We start from the raw sequence: 11,955 nt of genomic DNA, 5'->3' as shown, positions 1-11,955 counted from the left end.
ACGCCGCCTATTACCGCGAGGTCGGCGGCTACACCTATGACCGCGATCCGCAGCGTCCGGACTGGTACTCGATCCAGCCCGAGATGCGCTACGCCGACCCAGCCGGACGATAAGAGGCGCCATGGCAACCGTTACCCTCCGGGACATCATCAAGATCTACGGCGAGTTCGTCGCCATCAAGGGCGTCGACCTCGACATCGAGGACGGCACTTTCGTGGTGCTGGTCGGGCCCTCCGGCTGCGGCAAATCGACGATCCTCAGGATGATCGCCGGGCTCGAGACGATCTCGCATGGCGAGTTGAAGATCGACGGCAAGCTGGTCAACGACCTGCCGTCACGCGACCGCGGCATCTCGATGGTGTTCCAGTCCTATGCGCTCTACCCGCATATGAGCGTGAGCGACAATCTCGGCTTCGGCTTGCGCATCAGCGGCGTGCCGAAGGACGAGATCGCCCGGCGCCGCGGCGAGGCGGCCAAGATGCTGGGGCTCGATCCCTATATGGACCGCCGGCCGAGCCAGTTGTCCGGTGGTCAGCGGCAGCGTGTCGCCATCGGCCGCGCCATGGTGCGCGAGCCGAAAGTGTTCCTGTTCGACGAACCGCTTTCCAACCTCGACGCCAAGCTCCGCAACCAGACCCGCATCGAGATCAAGCGGCTGCAGCGCCAGCTCGGCGCCACGGTGGTGTTCGTCACCCACGACCAGGTCGAGGCGATGACGCTGGCCGACAAGATCGTGGTGCTGAACGACGGCCGGGTGGCGCAGATCGGCACGCCGCTCGAGGTGTTCGAGCGGCCGGCCAACATGTTCGTTGCCGGTTTCATGGGCGCGCCATCGATGAACATGCTGAAGGCCGAGGTCGGCCCGGACAATACCATCCGCGCCGCCGGGCTCAATGTCCCCGTACCGGCCGACCGCTTCAACCTGCCGGCTGCGGGAACGGCGGTGACGCTGGGCATCCGGCCCGAGGATATCGTGCCGGAAGGGCACGGCACGCGACCGGAGCTCGGCGCCGACTTCAGCGCCGAAGTGAGTTTCGCCGAGATGCTCGGCAACGAAAGCCTGCTGTTTGCCGAGCTCGGCGGGACCGAGATCGTCGCACGCATGCAGCACCCGCGCGCCCTCGAGCCGAACCAGCAGGTGCAGTTCCGCATCGATGGCGCGCGCGTCCACGTCTTCGACAACGAAAGCCAGAATTCGCTGCTCCGCTAGGGCGCAGCGGGAACAACGACAAGGGAGAGAGACATGTCGTTTATCAGGACTATTGCCGCCGTGAGCTTTGCAGCGGCGCTATCGATGGGCACGGCGCTGGCCGCCGATCTCGCCCTTTACTCCGACAAGACCCCGTGGAACGCCGGCATGACCAAGCTGGCCGAAGGCGCCAGCGCTGCCTCGGGCGCGACGATCAAACTGCAGGAAATCACGCCGACCGATAAGTACCAGGCGTTCATGCAGACCTCGATCGCCGGCAACAACGCTCCGGCCTTCTTCACCTGGTGGAACGGCCAGCAGCTGAGCGACCTCGTGGCAACCGGCATCGCCGCCGACCTCACCCCCTACTGGGACCAGGCGATCGCCGACGGCGATTTCTCGGCCGACCAGAAGGAACTGGTGTCGGTGGACGGCAAGCCTTACGGCGTGCTGCTCAACGTCGCCAACTGGGTGATGTTCTACAATACCGAAGCCTTCGAGAAGGCCGGCATTGCCGCTGCGCCGACCACCTGGGCGGAGTTCATCGATGCCTGCGACAAGCTGAAGGCGGCCGGATACACCCCGATCAACGGGCCGGCCTCGGGCGGCTGGATGCCGTTCATCTGGTTCAGCCAGCTGGTGCTCGGCACCAACCCCGACTCGTTTGTCGGCCTCACCGATGGTTCGGTCGCCTATGACAGCCCGGACGTGCAGAACGCTTTCAAGGTGTGGGGCGAGATGTATGCCAAGGGTTACTTCACCGACCCGCGCGAGCAGGACGACCAGAAGTACTTCGTCGACAAGTCGGCGGCGATGTTCCTTGTCGGTGACTGGCACTCGGGTTCGTTCGCCGAAGCCGGCATGGAGCCGGGCAAGGACTTCAAGACCTTCCTGATGCCGTCGCTTTCGCCGGATGTGCAGCAGTCGGTGATCGTCGAGGCCTCGCCGATCGTCGTGTCGAAGGCGGCACTCGATGCCGATCCGAACCTGGGCAAGGCCGTGCAGTCGCTGATGGGGGCCGATGCCGCCAATGCGCTCGGTTCGACCGTCCAGGTCTATAACGGCAACCTCAAGGCCCAGGCGCCCAACGCCACCATCGAGGCCAACAAGGAACTGGTTGCTGCCGCCAAGCCACGGGCGCTGGTCCGCTGGTGGGAAGCGGTGCCCTCCCAGATCCAGGGCGACCTCGTCGCCGCCATGGGCGCCTTCATGTTCGACCCGACTCCCGAGCAGGCAGCCAAGTCGATGGCCGACATGCAGGCGATCAACGCCGACTACTGGGCCAGCAAGTAACTTCCAGGGTCCTCCCAGCTGGTCGCGCTTCGGCGCGGCCGGCACCCCTGGAGGAAGGAAACGCCGGCGCTACCTGCCGCCCCCTCCACCAGCTTCGCTGGTCCCCCTCCCCCGCTCTGCGGTGGAGGATCACCGAGAGCCCGGTGGCTCTTCATGTGCGACTGGCCTGTCTGTTACCCGGAGCCCGACGATGCCCGTCACCGCCTCAGCCCTGATCAGTCCGGAAATCCTGAAGGACGCGCGCCGGCGCGAACGCCGGGTTGCCTGGCAGCAGACGCGCACGGCCTGGCTGTTCATCGCCCCGGCGGTGACCATGGTGACGCTGTTCCTGTTGCTGCCGGTGGTGTTCAACGTCATCCTCAGCTTCACCAAGTGGCAGAAATTCACCGGGCTCGACCAGTTCGCCGGCTTCAACAATTACGCGCGGCTGTTCCGCGTGCCGTATTTTTCCGAAGCGCTGGGCAATACAGCGATCTGGGTGGTGGGCGCGGTGGCGTTTCCACTTGCCGTCGGCCTGGGGCTGGCGCTGCTGCTGAGGAATATCCCGTTCCAGGAAACCTTCAAGAGCCTGTTCTTTCTGCCGCGCGTGCTGGCGCCGACGGCGGTGGGCGCCATCTGGTACTATGTCTACGCACCAACCGGCGTGCTCAACTCGGCCGTCTCCGGCATCACCGGCACGCCATTCGATTTCGGCTGGCTGTTCGATCCCGCCACCATCACCGGCTCGGTGATCGTCACCTTCGTCTGGCAGACGGTCGGCATCACCATGGTGCTGCTGCTGCTCGGCCTCGCCGCCATCCCCAAGGACCCGGTTGAAGCAGCGCGCGTCGACGGCGCCTCGAACTTCCAGATCTTCCGCCACATCGTCTGGCCGCTGCTGCTGCCGACCGTACTGGTGGTCACCATCCTCAACGTGGCGGCGGGCTTTACCACCTTCGACCTGCTCTGGGTGATGGCGAGTTCGTTCCCCGGCAAGCGCACGCTCTCGCTGGCGGTCTACATGTATTACGAGAGCTTCTCGAACGGCGCCTGGGCCTATGGCTCGGCCGTGGCCGTGGTGCTTGGCGCCATGGTGATCACCGTCAGCGCGCTGCTGGCGGTGGTGCAGGCGCGCGTCAGCAAGAACATCCGATAGGCAGATCATGGCAGTCGACATCACCGACAAGGCGTTCATCTCGGGCCTGATCGACAAGGAGAAGCGGGCGCAGCGGCAGGGTGGCCGCTGGCTGGTAATCCCGATCCTGGTGCTCACCATCGCCTACCTGACGCCGCTCTATTACCTGTTCGTCACGGTGTTCAAGACCACCCAGGAATACGCCACCAAGGGCGTGCTCGAGCTGCCGGAGGGCCTGGCCCCGATCGTCGACAACGCCGTGCAGGCCTGGACTATCGCCAATCTCGGCCAGGCGGCGATGAACTCGTTCAGTTATGCGCTGATCGGCGGGGCGCTGGCCGTGGCCTTCGCCGCGGCGGCAGCCTATGGGATGACGCGGCTGCACCTCATCGGCTCGAACGGCTGGTTCATGCTGATCTTCACCGGCACGCTGTTCCCGTTCCAGATGTACCTGGTGCCGCTGCTGTTCGGCTATCAGCGGGTGGGCCTGATCAATACCTGGTTCGGCATGCTGCTGGTCTATGTGGCGATCTGCATCCCCTTCCCGCTGCTGGTGCTGCGCAACTCGTTCTCCGCCATCACCCGCGAGGTGGACGAGGCGGCGCGCATCGAAGGGGCCAGCGAATGGCGGGTATTCACCTCGATGATCGTCCCCAACGCCATGGGGCCGCTGATCGCGCTGTTCCTCCTGCAGTTCACCTTCATCTGGAACGACCTCCTGTTCTCTTCGATCCTCGCCAACGGCATCGAGGTGCGTTCCATCATGGTGGCGCTGCAATCGCTGCAGGGCACCTATTCGACACTCGGACCCAACGTGGTGATTACCGCGACGCTGATTTCGAGTATCCCCACGGTCTTGCTGTTCATCGCCCTGAGGAAGTACTTCATGGCAGGGCTGCAGCTGGGGACCAAGTGACAATGAAAGCGCCCAAGGCGACGGCCGAGTACGGCAGCGACGGCGGCTACAGCACGCGCCAGGATGGTGGCTCGATGGCGAGCCAGGTCTATGACCGGCTGATGCAGCAGATCCTCGACATGCAGTTGCCGCCGTTCCAGGAACTCTCCGAGGCGCGGCTCGCCGCCGAGTTCGGGGTCAGCCGCACCCCGGTGCGCGAAGCCTTTGCCCGGCTGGCGCGGCGCGGGCTGGTGGAAATCCTGCCGCAGCGCGGCACCATCGTATCGCCGTTGAGCGAGAACCTGATCGCCAAGTCGCGCTTCATCCGGGAAGCCTTGGAGCGTCCTCTCGCGCGCCTGGCAGCGGAGCGGCTGACGCCGGAAATCGCGGCGCTCCTGAAGCGCGAGATCGTGCTGCAGCAGGCCTTTGCCGGGCTCGGCGCCGACCAGGACTTTTTGCAGTCGGACGACCGCTTCCACTCGCTGATCGCCAAGGCGGCGGGGTTCGAAACCATCTGGGATGACGTGCGGGAAGCCAAGTTCCACATGGACCGTATCCGCCGGCTGTCGCTGCTCAGCCAGGAGCACATGTATTTCATCGTCGGCGAGCACGAGGAAATCCTGGCGCGGCTGCAGGCGCACGACGTCAAGGGCGCCGACGACAGCATGACCGTGCATCTCGCCTCGGTGATGCACGAGCTCGACGTGATCCGCGCAGCGCATCCGGAGTATTTCGTACGCGAGAGCGCCGGGGCGGAGCACTAGGCAATCGCCGTTTGAAGGCATCGGAGTCCTGGTTGGACCCGACCGTTACCACCCACCGGATGTCATCCCTGCGAAAGCAGGGACCCAACTCTCCCGTGGTGCGGGCCGAGAAATGGGATGACAGGCGGTGGGGCCGATTGCAGTGGTTTCGCTAGCCCGACGCTGCACGCTCAAGGGTAGCCGCGAGCAACTGCCGTGACTGCAGCACGTCCCTCTCCATCTGGGCGATCAGCTCTTCGACGCTGGCGAAGCGTTGCATGTCGCGCAGGCGGTGCAACAGGTGGAGTTCGGCGCTGAGGCCGTAGAGCTGCTCATCGAGATCGTGGATGTGGGCTTCGACGCGGAGCGAGGCGATATCGGGGAAGGTCGGGTTGGTGCCGACGCTGACGGTCGCGCCATAGAGTATCTCGCGGCGCGACAGCCGCACGAGGCCGCAATAGACGCCTTCGGCAGGGAACGGGTTGCCAAGCACCAGCTCGATATTGGCGGTGGGAAAGCCCATGGCGCGACCGCGTTTTTCGCCGTGGACCACCGTCCCGCTGATGACGAGGCCTAGCGGATAAAGCTCAGGACGCGTTGGAGAGTGCAAGATACTGGCTCTGGTGGAAAACCAGCGGCTGGATGTGCGGGAACAGTTCGGTGTGCCTGACCTCGAGCAGAATGATCTCGTGGTCGCCGCCCTCGAGACGGTGGGCGATGGCGCAATCGAGCCAGAGCGCCGCGCCCTTGATAAACAGCGCACCGTCTGGTGTGGCCTCGAACTCGACGCCCTGGAAACGATCGCCGTGGCGCGATGACAGCTGTCGGGAGAGCCGCTCCTGGTTGGAGCCGAGGACGCTGAGGCCAATGCGCGGCAGGCGGTCGAGCCGCGGCCAGGTGGACGACTGCCGCGCCACGCAAACCGAGACCAGCGGTGGGTCGAGCGACACCGAACTGAACGAGTTCACCGCCATGCCGACGGGCTCACCAACGTCCATGCCGCACATGGCGACGACGCCGGTCGGGAACATCGAGAAGGCCCTCCTGAGGGCCAGCGTCGCCTCACTCATTTGCACCGGGATCTCCATATAGTCAAATTTGATTAGTTGGACTGAAGCTAGTCAATTTGTTAGGGGGAGACAAGCACCTTCCGCCCCGACACCCGGTTTCAGGAGCCCTCATGTCGAACATCACCCGTCTGGTGGTCCTGGGCGCCGTGCGCCAGTTCGAGCCGGTGCACGGCTACTTTCTGCGCCGCGAGTTGATGACCTGGCATGTCGACGAATGGGCCAACATCCAGCCTGGTTCGATCTACAACGCGCTCAAATCGCTGAAGCAGGACGGCTACATCCAGGAGAACGGCACCGAGGCGGCCGGCAAGCGCCCGGAGCGGACGATCTACCAGACCACGCCGAATGGCGTGGTCGAACTGATGCGGCTGCTGCGCCAGACATTGTGGACGGTCGAAACCTTCGACACCAAGCCGGTGATGGCGCTGACCTCGTTCATGTTCCTGTTGAGCCGCGCCGAAGTGGTGGCGGCGCTGAAGGTGCGCATCGCCGAGATCGATGCGAAGGTCGCGAGCAACGGCTTCGACATCGGCGACGTGGCCAAATCGACCACCACGCCGGCCTATGTGCGCGAGATCTTCGAGCTCTCCTCGCTGCGGCTCAGGGCCGAGCAGGAATGGGCCCGCGGGCTCTACGACCGCATCCTCGCGGGTGCGTATACGTTTGCCGACGAAGTTCCGGCCAAGCCGGCGGGAGACCGCTGAAGCACTTCTTGATTGCTTGAACTGCCCCTCACCCTGACCCTCTCCCCAGAGGGGGCCCGGACGAGGGCGTAGCCCTCGCCGGTAGGGGACGCATTTTGCACGAGCAGCGCCACATCGCCCCCTCTCCCCTCTGGGAGAGGGTCGGGAGGGGCAGTCGCGACGCTTACCTTCGACACGGTCCCGAGCCCCTAACCGCATCACTGCAGCTGGCGGTGGCTGGCGCCGGGATGATCGGGGCGGAGGATCGGGCTTTCGGTGCCCACCAGCCGTTCGCGCAGGCTGTCGCCTTCGTAGTCGGAGGCGGCGACGCCGCGAGCTCGAAGGATCGGCATCACCTGCTCGACGAAATCCAGCGTCGAGGTGGGTTGGATCAGCGGGGTGAACAGGAACCCGTCGAGGTCCGCGCCTTCCGCCATTTCGCACATGATGTCGGCGATCTGGTCCGGGGTGCCGACGAACGGGTTGGTGCGCACGCCATGGGCGTGCCAATCCTTCAGCACATCGCCGACGGTCTTGTCGCCGAAGCGCGCCACCTGGGTCTGCGACAGCTCGGTATGGAGCGCGCTCATCTTGGTCGCGGGATCGTAGGACGACAGATCGAGGCCGGTGAACCAGGCGTAGGAGGCGACCGCGACGTCCGGGGTCTGGGCGTCGAGAATGGCCTGGTGCTTCGCGCGCGCCTCTTCGATGGTCGGCGCAACGACGCAGGAGAAGGCGCTCATCAGCTTGATCGAGTTGGGGTCGCGGCCATTGGCGGCAGCCTCGTCGCGGATGGCTTTCACCTGCCCCGCGAGCTTTTCGATCGAACCGCCGCCGAGGAAGATGCACTCGCCGTGCTTGCCGCCGAACTGCTTGCCGCGGTCGGACGAGCCGGCCTGGAACAGCACCGGGGTGCCCTGCGGCGAATAAGCGGTGTTGCCGAAGCCATGCGAGCGGAAATACGGGCCGTCATGGGCGATGCGGTGCACCTTGGCCGGGTCGGCGTAGCGCCCTTGTTTGTCGCGCTCGAGCGCATCGCGCTCCCAGGCGCCTTCGAACAGCTTGTAGACGAGGCTCATGAAATCGTCGGCCATGTTGTAGCGCTCGTCATGGGCTACCATCGGCACGCCGAAAGCGGCGACGGCGGTCTCGGCCGTGCCGGTGGTGACGACATTCCAGCCGATGCGGCCGTTCGACAGATGATCGAGGGTCTGCATGCGCCGGGCAAAGGCATAGGGCTGCTCGAGCAGGGTCGAGCCGGTCATGACGATGCCGAGCTTTTCGGTGGCGCCGATCAGCGCCGCACCGACGATGGCAGGGTCGAGCCGCGGCAGGTCGAGCCCCTCGGTGGTGCTGATGTCTGGGCGCGTGCCCTTGACGTCAGCCCAGCCCCAGGCGTCGGCGAGGAACAGGAAATCGAGCTTGGCGTCCTCGCAGATGCGGGCGATTTTCACCCAGTAGTCGAGCCGGTCGAAATTGTGCCGCTCGCTGTCCGGGTGGCGCCAGGTGGACGTGCCGGAGTCGTTGGTCTGGGCGTTTTCAAACAGCCCAAAGCGTAGCTTCTTCATCGCAATGTCTTTCGTCAGAGTTGGGTCCGGATCGGGCGCCTCAGCGCCCGATGACGTCCTCGTCGCTCCACCAGAGGAGGCGTTTGCGCAGCAGGGCCAGAAGGGAAACCAGCAGCACGCCGAGCAGGCAGAGCAGGGCGATACTCGCCCAGGTCACGGGCAGGTTGGCCTGGGCGGCTGCGATGGTCACCAGCGAACCCAGCCCTGCCTGCTGGCCGGCGGCCACAAACTCGGCCACCGCAGCGCCGACCACCGCCAGTGGCATGGCGATGCGGAGGCCGGCGAAGACGAAGGGCATGCAGCCGGGCAGACGGAGATCACGGAAGATCTCCCAGCGGCTGGCATGGAGGGTCTTGAACACGTCGAGCGCCTTCTGGTCGACATCCCTGAGGCCGGCCAGCGAGTTGACCAGCATGGGGAAGAACACCACGAGGCCGGTGACGATGTATTTGGGCAGCATGCCGAAGCCGAAAGCGACGACCAAAGCCGGGGCGATGGCGACGACCGGGGTCACCATGATCACCACGATCAGCGGCATCACCGCCTTCTCGACGATCGGCAGCTCGCTCATCGCCACGGCCAGAAGGAAGCCGCAGATGATGCCGGCGCCGGCGCCAATGACGATCTCCTGACAGGTCACGAGCAGGTTTGCCCAGTACATGCCGGGGTCGCTGGCGAGGCTGTTGCCGATCGCGTCAAGCGTCGGCAGCACGTAAGGATTGTTGAGCGCCACCAGTTGCCAGAGCACGGCGACGATGACGAAGGTGACCGCGGGCGGTCCCCAGTCGAAGACGATACGGGCCATGGTGAAGCCGGGTGCGGCGCGCCGGGGTGCAGTTGCAACGGTGTCAGACACGGGCAGCCTCCATCACCTTGCGGAGCGCAGAGCGGACATAGCCTTCGAGATCGCGGAAGGCGTCGGTGGCGTAGAGCGCTTCGTTGCGCGGGCGCGGCAGATCGACATCGATGATCTCGGCGATGCGGCCCGGATGCGAAGCCATCAGTACGATACGATCGGAGAGGATGATCGCCTCGGGCACCGAGTGCGTGACGAACAGCACCGACTTGCGGTTGGACTGCCAGAAATCGAGCAGCCCCATGCGCTGCTGGTCGCGGTTCATCTCGTCGAGCGCCGAGAACGGCTCATCCATCAACAGGATCTCGGGATCTAAGACGAAGGAGCGGGCAATGGCAGCGCGCTGCTGCATGCCGCCCGAGAGCTGCGCCGGATAGCGATCGAGCGCATGGCCGAGGCCGAAGCTCTGCAGGATCTCCTTGGGATCGCGGAGCTTGCGGCCGGCATTGGCGCCGGGGTTGATGCTGATCGGCAGGCTGACATTGTCGAGAATGGTGCGCCAGGGCAGCAGTGCGGGAGACTGCGGCACAAGGCCGATGGCCTTGTCCTTGGCAGCTTCCCGCACCGACTTGCCGTTGATCGAGACGCTGCCGCCATTGGCTTCGGAAAGCCCCGCGACAACCTTGAGCAGGGTGGACTTGCCGCAGCCGCTCGGCCCGATCAGCGAGACGAACTCGCCCTTCTTGATCGACAGCGACACGCCGTTGAGCACCGTTACCCGGGACTCCTCGCCGCCGAAGCTCTTGGTGACGTTCGTCACCTCCACCCCGATTTCCTCGTGGGCGGGGTAAGCGCTCTGGGAATGAGAGGCTGCAGGCATCGTCGCGATCACTTGTTTTCGGGCCAGATCAGCTTGCCATCGGCATAAAGCGAGGCAACGAGATCGGGATCCATCATCTCGGCGAGCGGCGGTGGGTTCTTCAGCCCGCCGAACTGCTGCACCATCTGGTACTCGGGTTCCCACTCGGCGATGGTCTGGACGCCCGGCGCGCCATACTGGCTGGTGCGCACCCACTCGGACTCGACGCCCCAGGTGCGAGCCTGCTGATCCCTGGGGAAGGCCGAACCCTGGTTGTTGTCGGCAGCGAGCTTGCTGATCATATCGACGCACTCGTCTTCCTCAGCGAGGCAGAACTCGAGCGCCTTGAGGCTCGCGCGCATGAAATCGGCGACCACCTCGCGGTGCTCGGCGAGGAACTTCGAGTTCACTTCCATGACGTTGTAGGTGCCGGAGAGGCCGAGATCGGCGGGCAGGAACTGGTTGAACGGCAGGCCCATGGCCTTCAGCGTCTGCGGCTGGTTCGAGGCATAGCCGACAATGGCATCGACCTGGCCGCGGGTGACCACGGTGGGATCGTAGTTGGTCATCTTGATCAGCTCGACCTTCGACATGTCGACGCCTGCGGCATCGAGCATCGCCGCGGCGATCGGGGTGATGTTGATGAAGTAGCCCAGCCGCTTGCCTTCGAGGTCCTTGAGGCTTTTCACCGCCTCGTTGGTGAAGATCGAGAAGGGCGAGGTGCTGCCATAGGTGGCGACGGCGGTGAGGTTGCGGCTGTTGGCAGCCGCCAGCATCACATCGGAGGCCGAGCCCAGAGCGGTGAACTGCGCCTGGCCCGAGGACACCAGCAACTGGCCATTGCCGCCCGCCGCATTGATATCGACAGTGAGGCACAGCGCATCGAAATAGCCGAGTTCCTTGGCGAGGAACACGTCGACCTGGCCGGCGCTGGCCGAGTAACCGTAGCCCGAAATGTAGGTGATGGTGCCGGCGGCCTGGTTGCGGGCGCACTCTTCGGCGCTGATCAGCACGTTGGCCGGCAGTTCGTCGGCCGCCTGCACGGCGCCGGCGGCAAGGGTCAGCGCCAACGAGGCGCAGCTCAGCAGCAGGCCAGCGCGCACGCGCCCGGCCCGGTTGGTTTCACGAGACAAGGAGTCCTCCCAAAGTCACGTCCGTTACCTCCAACGGACGCACATTCGTAACCAATCAAATTTGACTATGCAAACTTATTTAGTTGGGATGGGGATAAGTCGGGGCGGATGGGGTGCGATGGTTGTGGATTGAGTTGGTAGTGGAAGTGGTTAGGAGGGGGCGACGTTCTGGCAACGGTGCGCGGGCACTTCGCCGCCAGAGGCAATCGCGTATGGCCGCAACTGGCACCGTTTGCCTTCTCCCCTTGTGGGAGAAGGTGGCGCGCAGCGCCGGATGAGGGGTCCGCGCAACGCAGTGTAGCGCGCTCGGAGCGCAAGTGACGAGCGACTGGAGTACGCGGAGAGAACCCCTCATCCGCCCTTCGGGCACCTTCTCCCACAAGGGGGCTGTTGCACAGTAGGCGGCGGTTGGAGGTTGAGCTGTAGGCTTGGACTGTGCGGCGGCTCGGTCGGGATTTGGCTGCTCAGTAGTGGGTCTGGGCAGTGTTTTGGCGGTCACCGGACGTGGCTAGGCCGTGATGGCAGCCCATCGCCTGAGGTTGAAGGCGATGGCGCTCAGGGTAACCTGAGCACTGGCCTTGAGCAGCCCGACGTAGCGGATGCGGGTGAGCT

The 11,955-nt window shown here is 64.8% G+C and carries 12 protein-coding genes; 6 read left to right on the top strand and 6 right to left on the bottom strand.

Annotated features, from left to right (window positions below):
• The first annotated feature begins 121 nt into the window (after positions 1 to 121).
• The 5 genes from VGV07_RS00865 (at position 122) to VGV07_RS00845 (ending at position 5,255) form a co-directional block, all read left to right on the top strand.
• Positions 122 to 1,210 carry a sn-glycerol-3-phosphate ABC transporter ATP-binding protein UgpC gene (locus VGV07_RS00865; protein WP_326866785.1) on the top strand — a complete coding sequence of 363 codons (1,089 nt, stop codon included), beginning with the start codon at positions 122 to 124 and terminating at the stop codon, positions 1,208 to 1,210.
• Positions 1,211 to 1,243: 33 nt separating this feature from the next.
• Positions 1,244 to 2,482 carry an ABC transporter substrate-binding protein gene (locus VGV07_RS00860; RefSeq protein ID WP_326866784.1) on the top strand — a complete coding sequence of 413 codons (1,239 nt, stop codon included), beginning with the start codon at positions 1,244 to 1,246 and terminating at the stop codon, positions 2,480 to 2,482.
• Positions 2,483 to 2,672: 190 nt separating this feature from the next.
• Entirely contained in the window at positions 2,673 to 3,617 is a 945-nt protein-coding gene (locus VGV07_RS00855; RefSeq protein WP_326866783.1) for a sugar ABC transporter permease, read from the top strand.
• Positions 3,618 to 3,624: 7 nt separating this feature from the next.
• Positions 3,625 to 4,512 (top strand): carbohydrate ABC transporter permease, encoded by an 888-nt coding sequence (locus VGV07_RS00850; protein WP_326866782.1) that lies wholly within the window; start codon positions 3,625 to 3,627, stop codon positions 4,510 to 4,512.
• A gap of 2 nt (positions 4,513 to 4,514) precedes the next feature.
• Positions 4,515 to 5,255, top strand: coding sequence for a GntR family transcriptional regulator (locus VGV07_RS00845; RefSeq protein WP_326866781.1), 741 nt, complete (start codon positions 4,515 to 4,517; stop codon positions 5,253 to 5,255).
• A 151-nt stretch (positions 5,256 to 5,406) separates the two neighbouring features.
• Here VGV07_RS00845 and VGV07_RS00840 read toward each other — a convergent pair whose 3' ends face one another.
• Together VGV07_RS00840 and VGV07_RS00835 are read right to left on the bottom strand one after the other, a co-directional pair.
• Entirely contained in the window at positions 5,407 to 5,844 is a 438-nt protein-coding gene (locus VGV07_RS00840; protein WP_326866780.1) for a riboflavin kinase, read from the bottom strand.
• Positions 5,822 to 6,304 carry a flavin reductase family protein gene (locus VGV07_RS00835; RefSeq protein WP_326866779.1) on the bottom strand — a complete coding sequence of 161 codons (483 nt, stop codon included), beginning with the start codon at positions 6,302 to 6,304 and terminating at the stop codon, positions 5,822 to 5,824. The genes VGV07_RS00840 and VGV07_RS00835 overlap by 23 nt, the downstream gene beginning before the upstream one ends.
• A 110-nt stretch (positions 6,305 to 6,414) precedes the next feature.
• Here VGV07_RS00835 and VGV07_RS00830 point away from each other — a divergent pair, with 110 nt between their 5' ends.
• The gene (locus tag VGV07_RS00830; RefSeq protein ID WP_326866778.1) at positions 6,415 to 7,008 is read left to right on the top strand and encodes a PadR family transcriptional regulator; all 594 of its coding nucleotides are present in this window, start codon (positions 6,415 to 6,417) and stop codon (positions 7,006 to 7,008) included.
• Positions 7,009 to 7,205: 197 nt separating this feature from the next.
• Here the strand turns inward: VGV07_RS00830 and VGV07_RS00825 are convergent, their stop codons facing one another.
• From VGV07_RS00825 to VGV07_RS00810, 4 genes are all read right to left on the bottom strand, one after another.
• Positions 7,206 to 8,555 (bottom strand): NtaA/DmoA family FMN-dependent monooxygenase, encoded by a 1,350-nt coding sequence (locus VGV07_RS00825; protein WP_326866777.1) that lies wholly within the window; start codon positions 8,553 to 8,555, stop codon positions 7,206 to 7,208.
• A 40-nt stretch (positions 8,556 to 8,595) separates the two neighbouring features.
• Complete coding sequence (locus VGV07_RS00820; protein ID WP_326866776.1) at positions 8,596 to 9,411, bottom strand: ABC transporter permease; 816 nt, start codon at positions 9,409 to 9,411, stop codon at positions 8,596 to 8,598.
• A complete protein-coding gene (locus tag VGV07_RS00815; RefSeq protein ID WP_326866775.1) occupies positions 9,404 to 10,177 on the bottom strand; it encodes an ABC transporter ATP-binding protein in 774 nt (257 codons plus the stop codon). Before VGV07_RS00815 ends, VGV07_RS00820 begins: the two co-directional genes overlap by 8 nt.
• Positions 10,178 to 10,239: 62 nt before the next feature.
• On the bottom strand, positions 10,240 to 11,343 hold the full coding sequence (locus tag VGV07_RS00810) for an ABC transporter substrate-binding protein (protein ID WP_326866774.1): 1,104 nt from the start codon (positions 11,341 to 11,343) through the stop codon (positions 10,240 to 10,242).
• Positions 11,344 to 11,955: the final 612 nt, after the last annotated feature.

This window comes from Devosia sp., assembly GCF_035944845.1.
Classification (GTDB): domain Bacteria; phylum Pseudomonadota; class Alphaproteobacteria; order Rhizobiales; family Devosiaceae; genus Devosia_A.
This window is presented reverse-complemented; position numbering and strand designations above follow the sequence as displayed.

Bases quoted from the DNA above. Each gene is read 5' to 3' on its own strand.
- VGV07_RS00850 (WP_326866782.1), top strand. From the start codon at position 3,625: ATGGCAGTCGACATCACCGACAAGGCGTTCATCTCGGGCCTGATCGAC.
- VGV07_RS00845 (WP_326866781.1), top strand. From the start codon at position 4,515: ATGAAAGCGCCCAAGGCGACGGCCGAGTACGGCAGCGACGGCGGCTAC.
- VGV07_RS00835 (WP_326866779.1), bottom strand. From the start codon at position 6,304: ATGAGTGAGGCGACGCTGGCCCTCAGGAGGGCCTTCTCGATGTTCCCG.
- VGV07_RS00865 (WP_326866785.1), top strand. From the start codon at position 122: ATGGCAACCGTTACCCTCCGGGACATCATCAAGATCTACGGCGAGTTC.
- VGV07_RS00830 (WP_326866778.1), top strand. From the start codon at position 6,415: ATGTCGAACATCACCCGTCTGGTGGTCCTGGGCGCCGTGCGCCAGTTC.
- VGV07_RS00855 (WP_326866783.1), top strand. From the start codon at position 2,673: ATGCCCGTCACCGCCTCAGCCCTGATCAGTCCGGAAATCCTGAAGGAC.
- VGV07_RS00860 (WP_326866784.1), top strand. From the start codon at position 1,244: ATGTCGTTTATCAGGACTATTGCCGCCGTGAGCTTTGCAGCGGCGCTA.
- VGV07_RS00825 (WP_326866777.1), bottom strand. From the start codon at position 8,555: ATGAAGAAGCTACGCTTTGGGCTGTTTGAAAACGCCCAGACCAACGAC.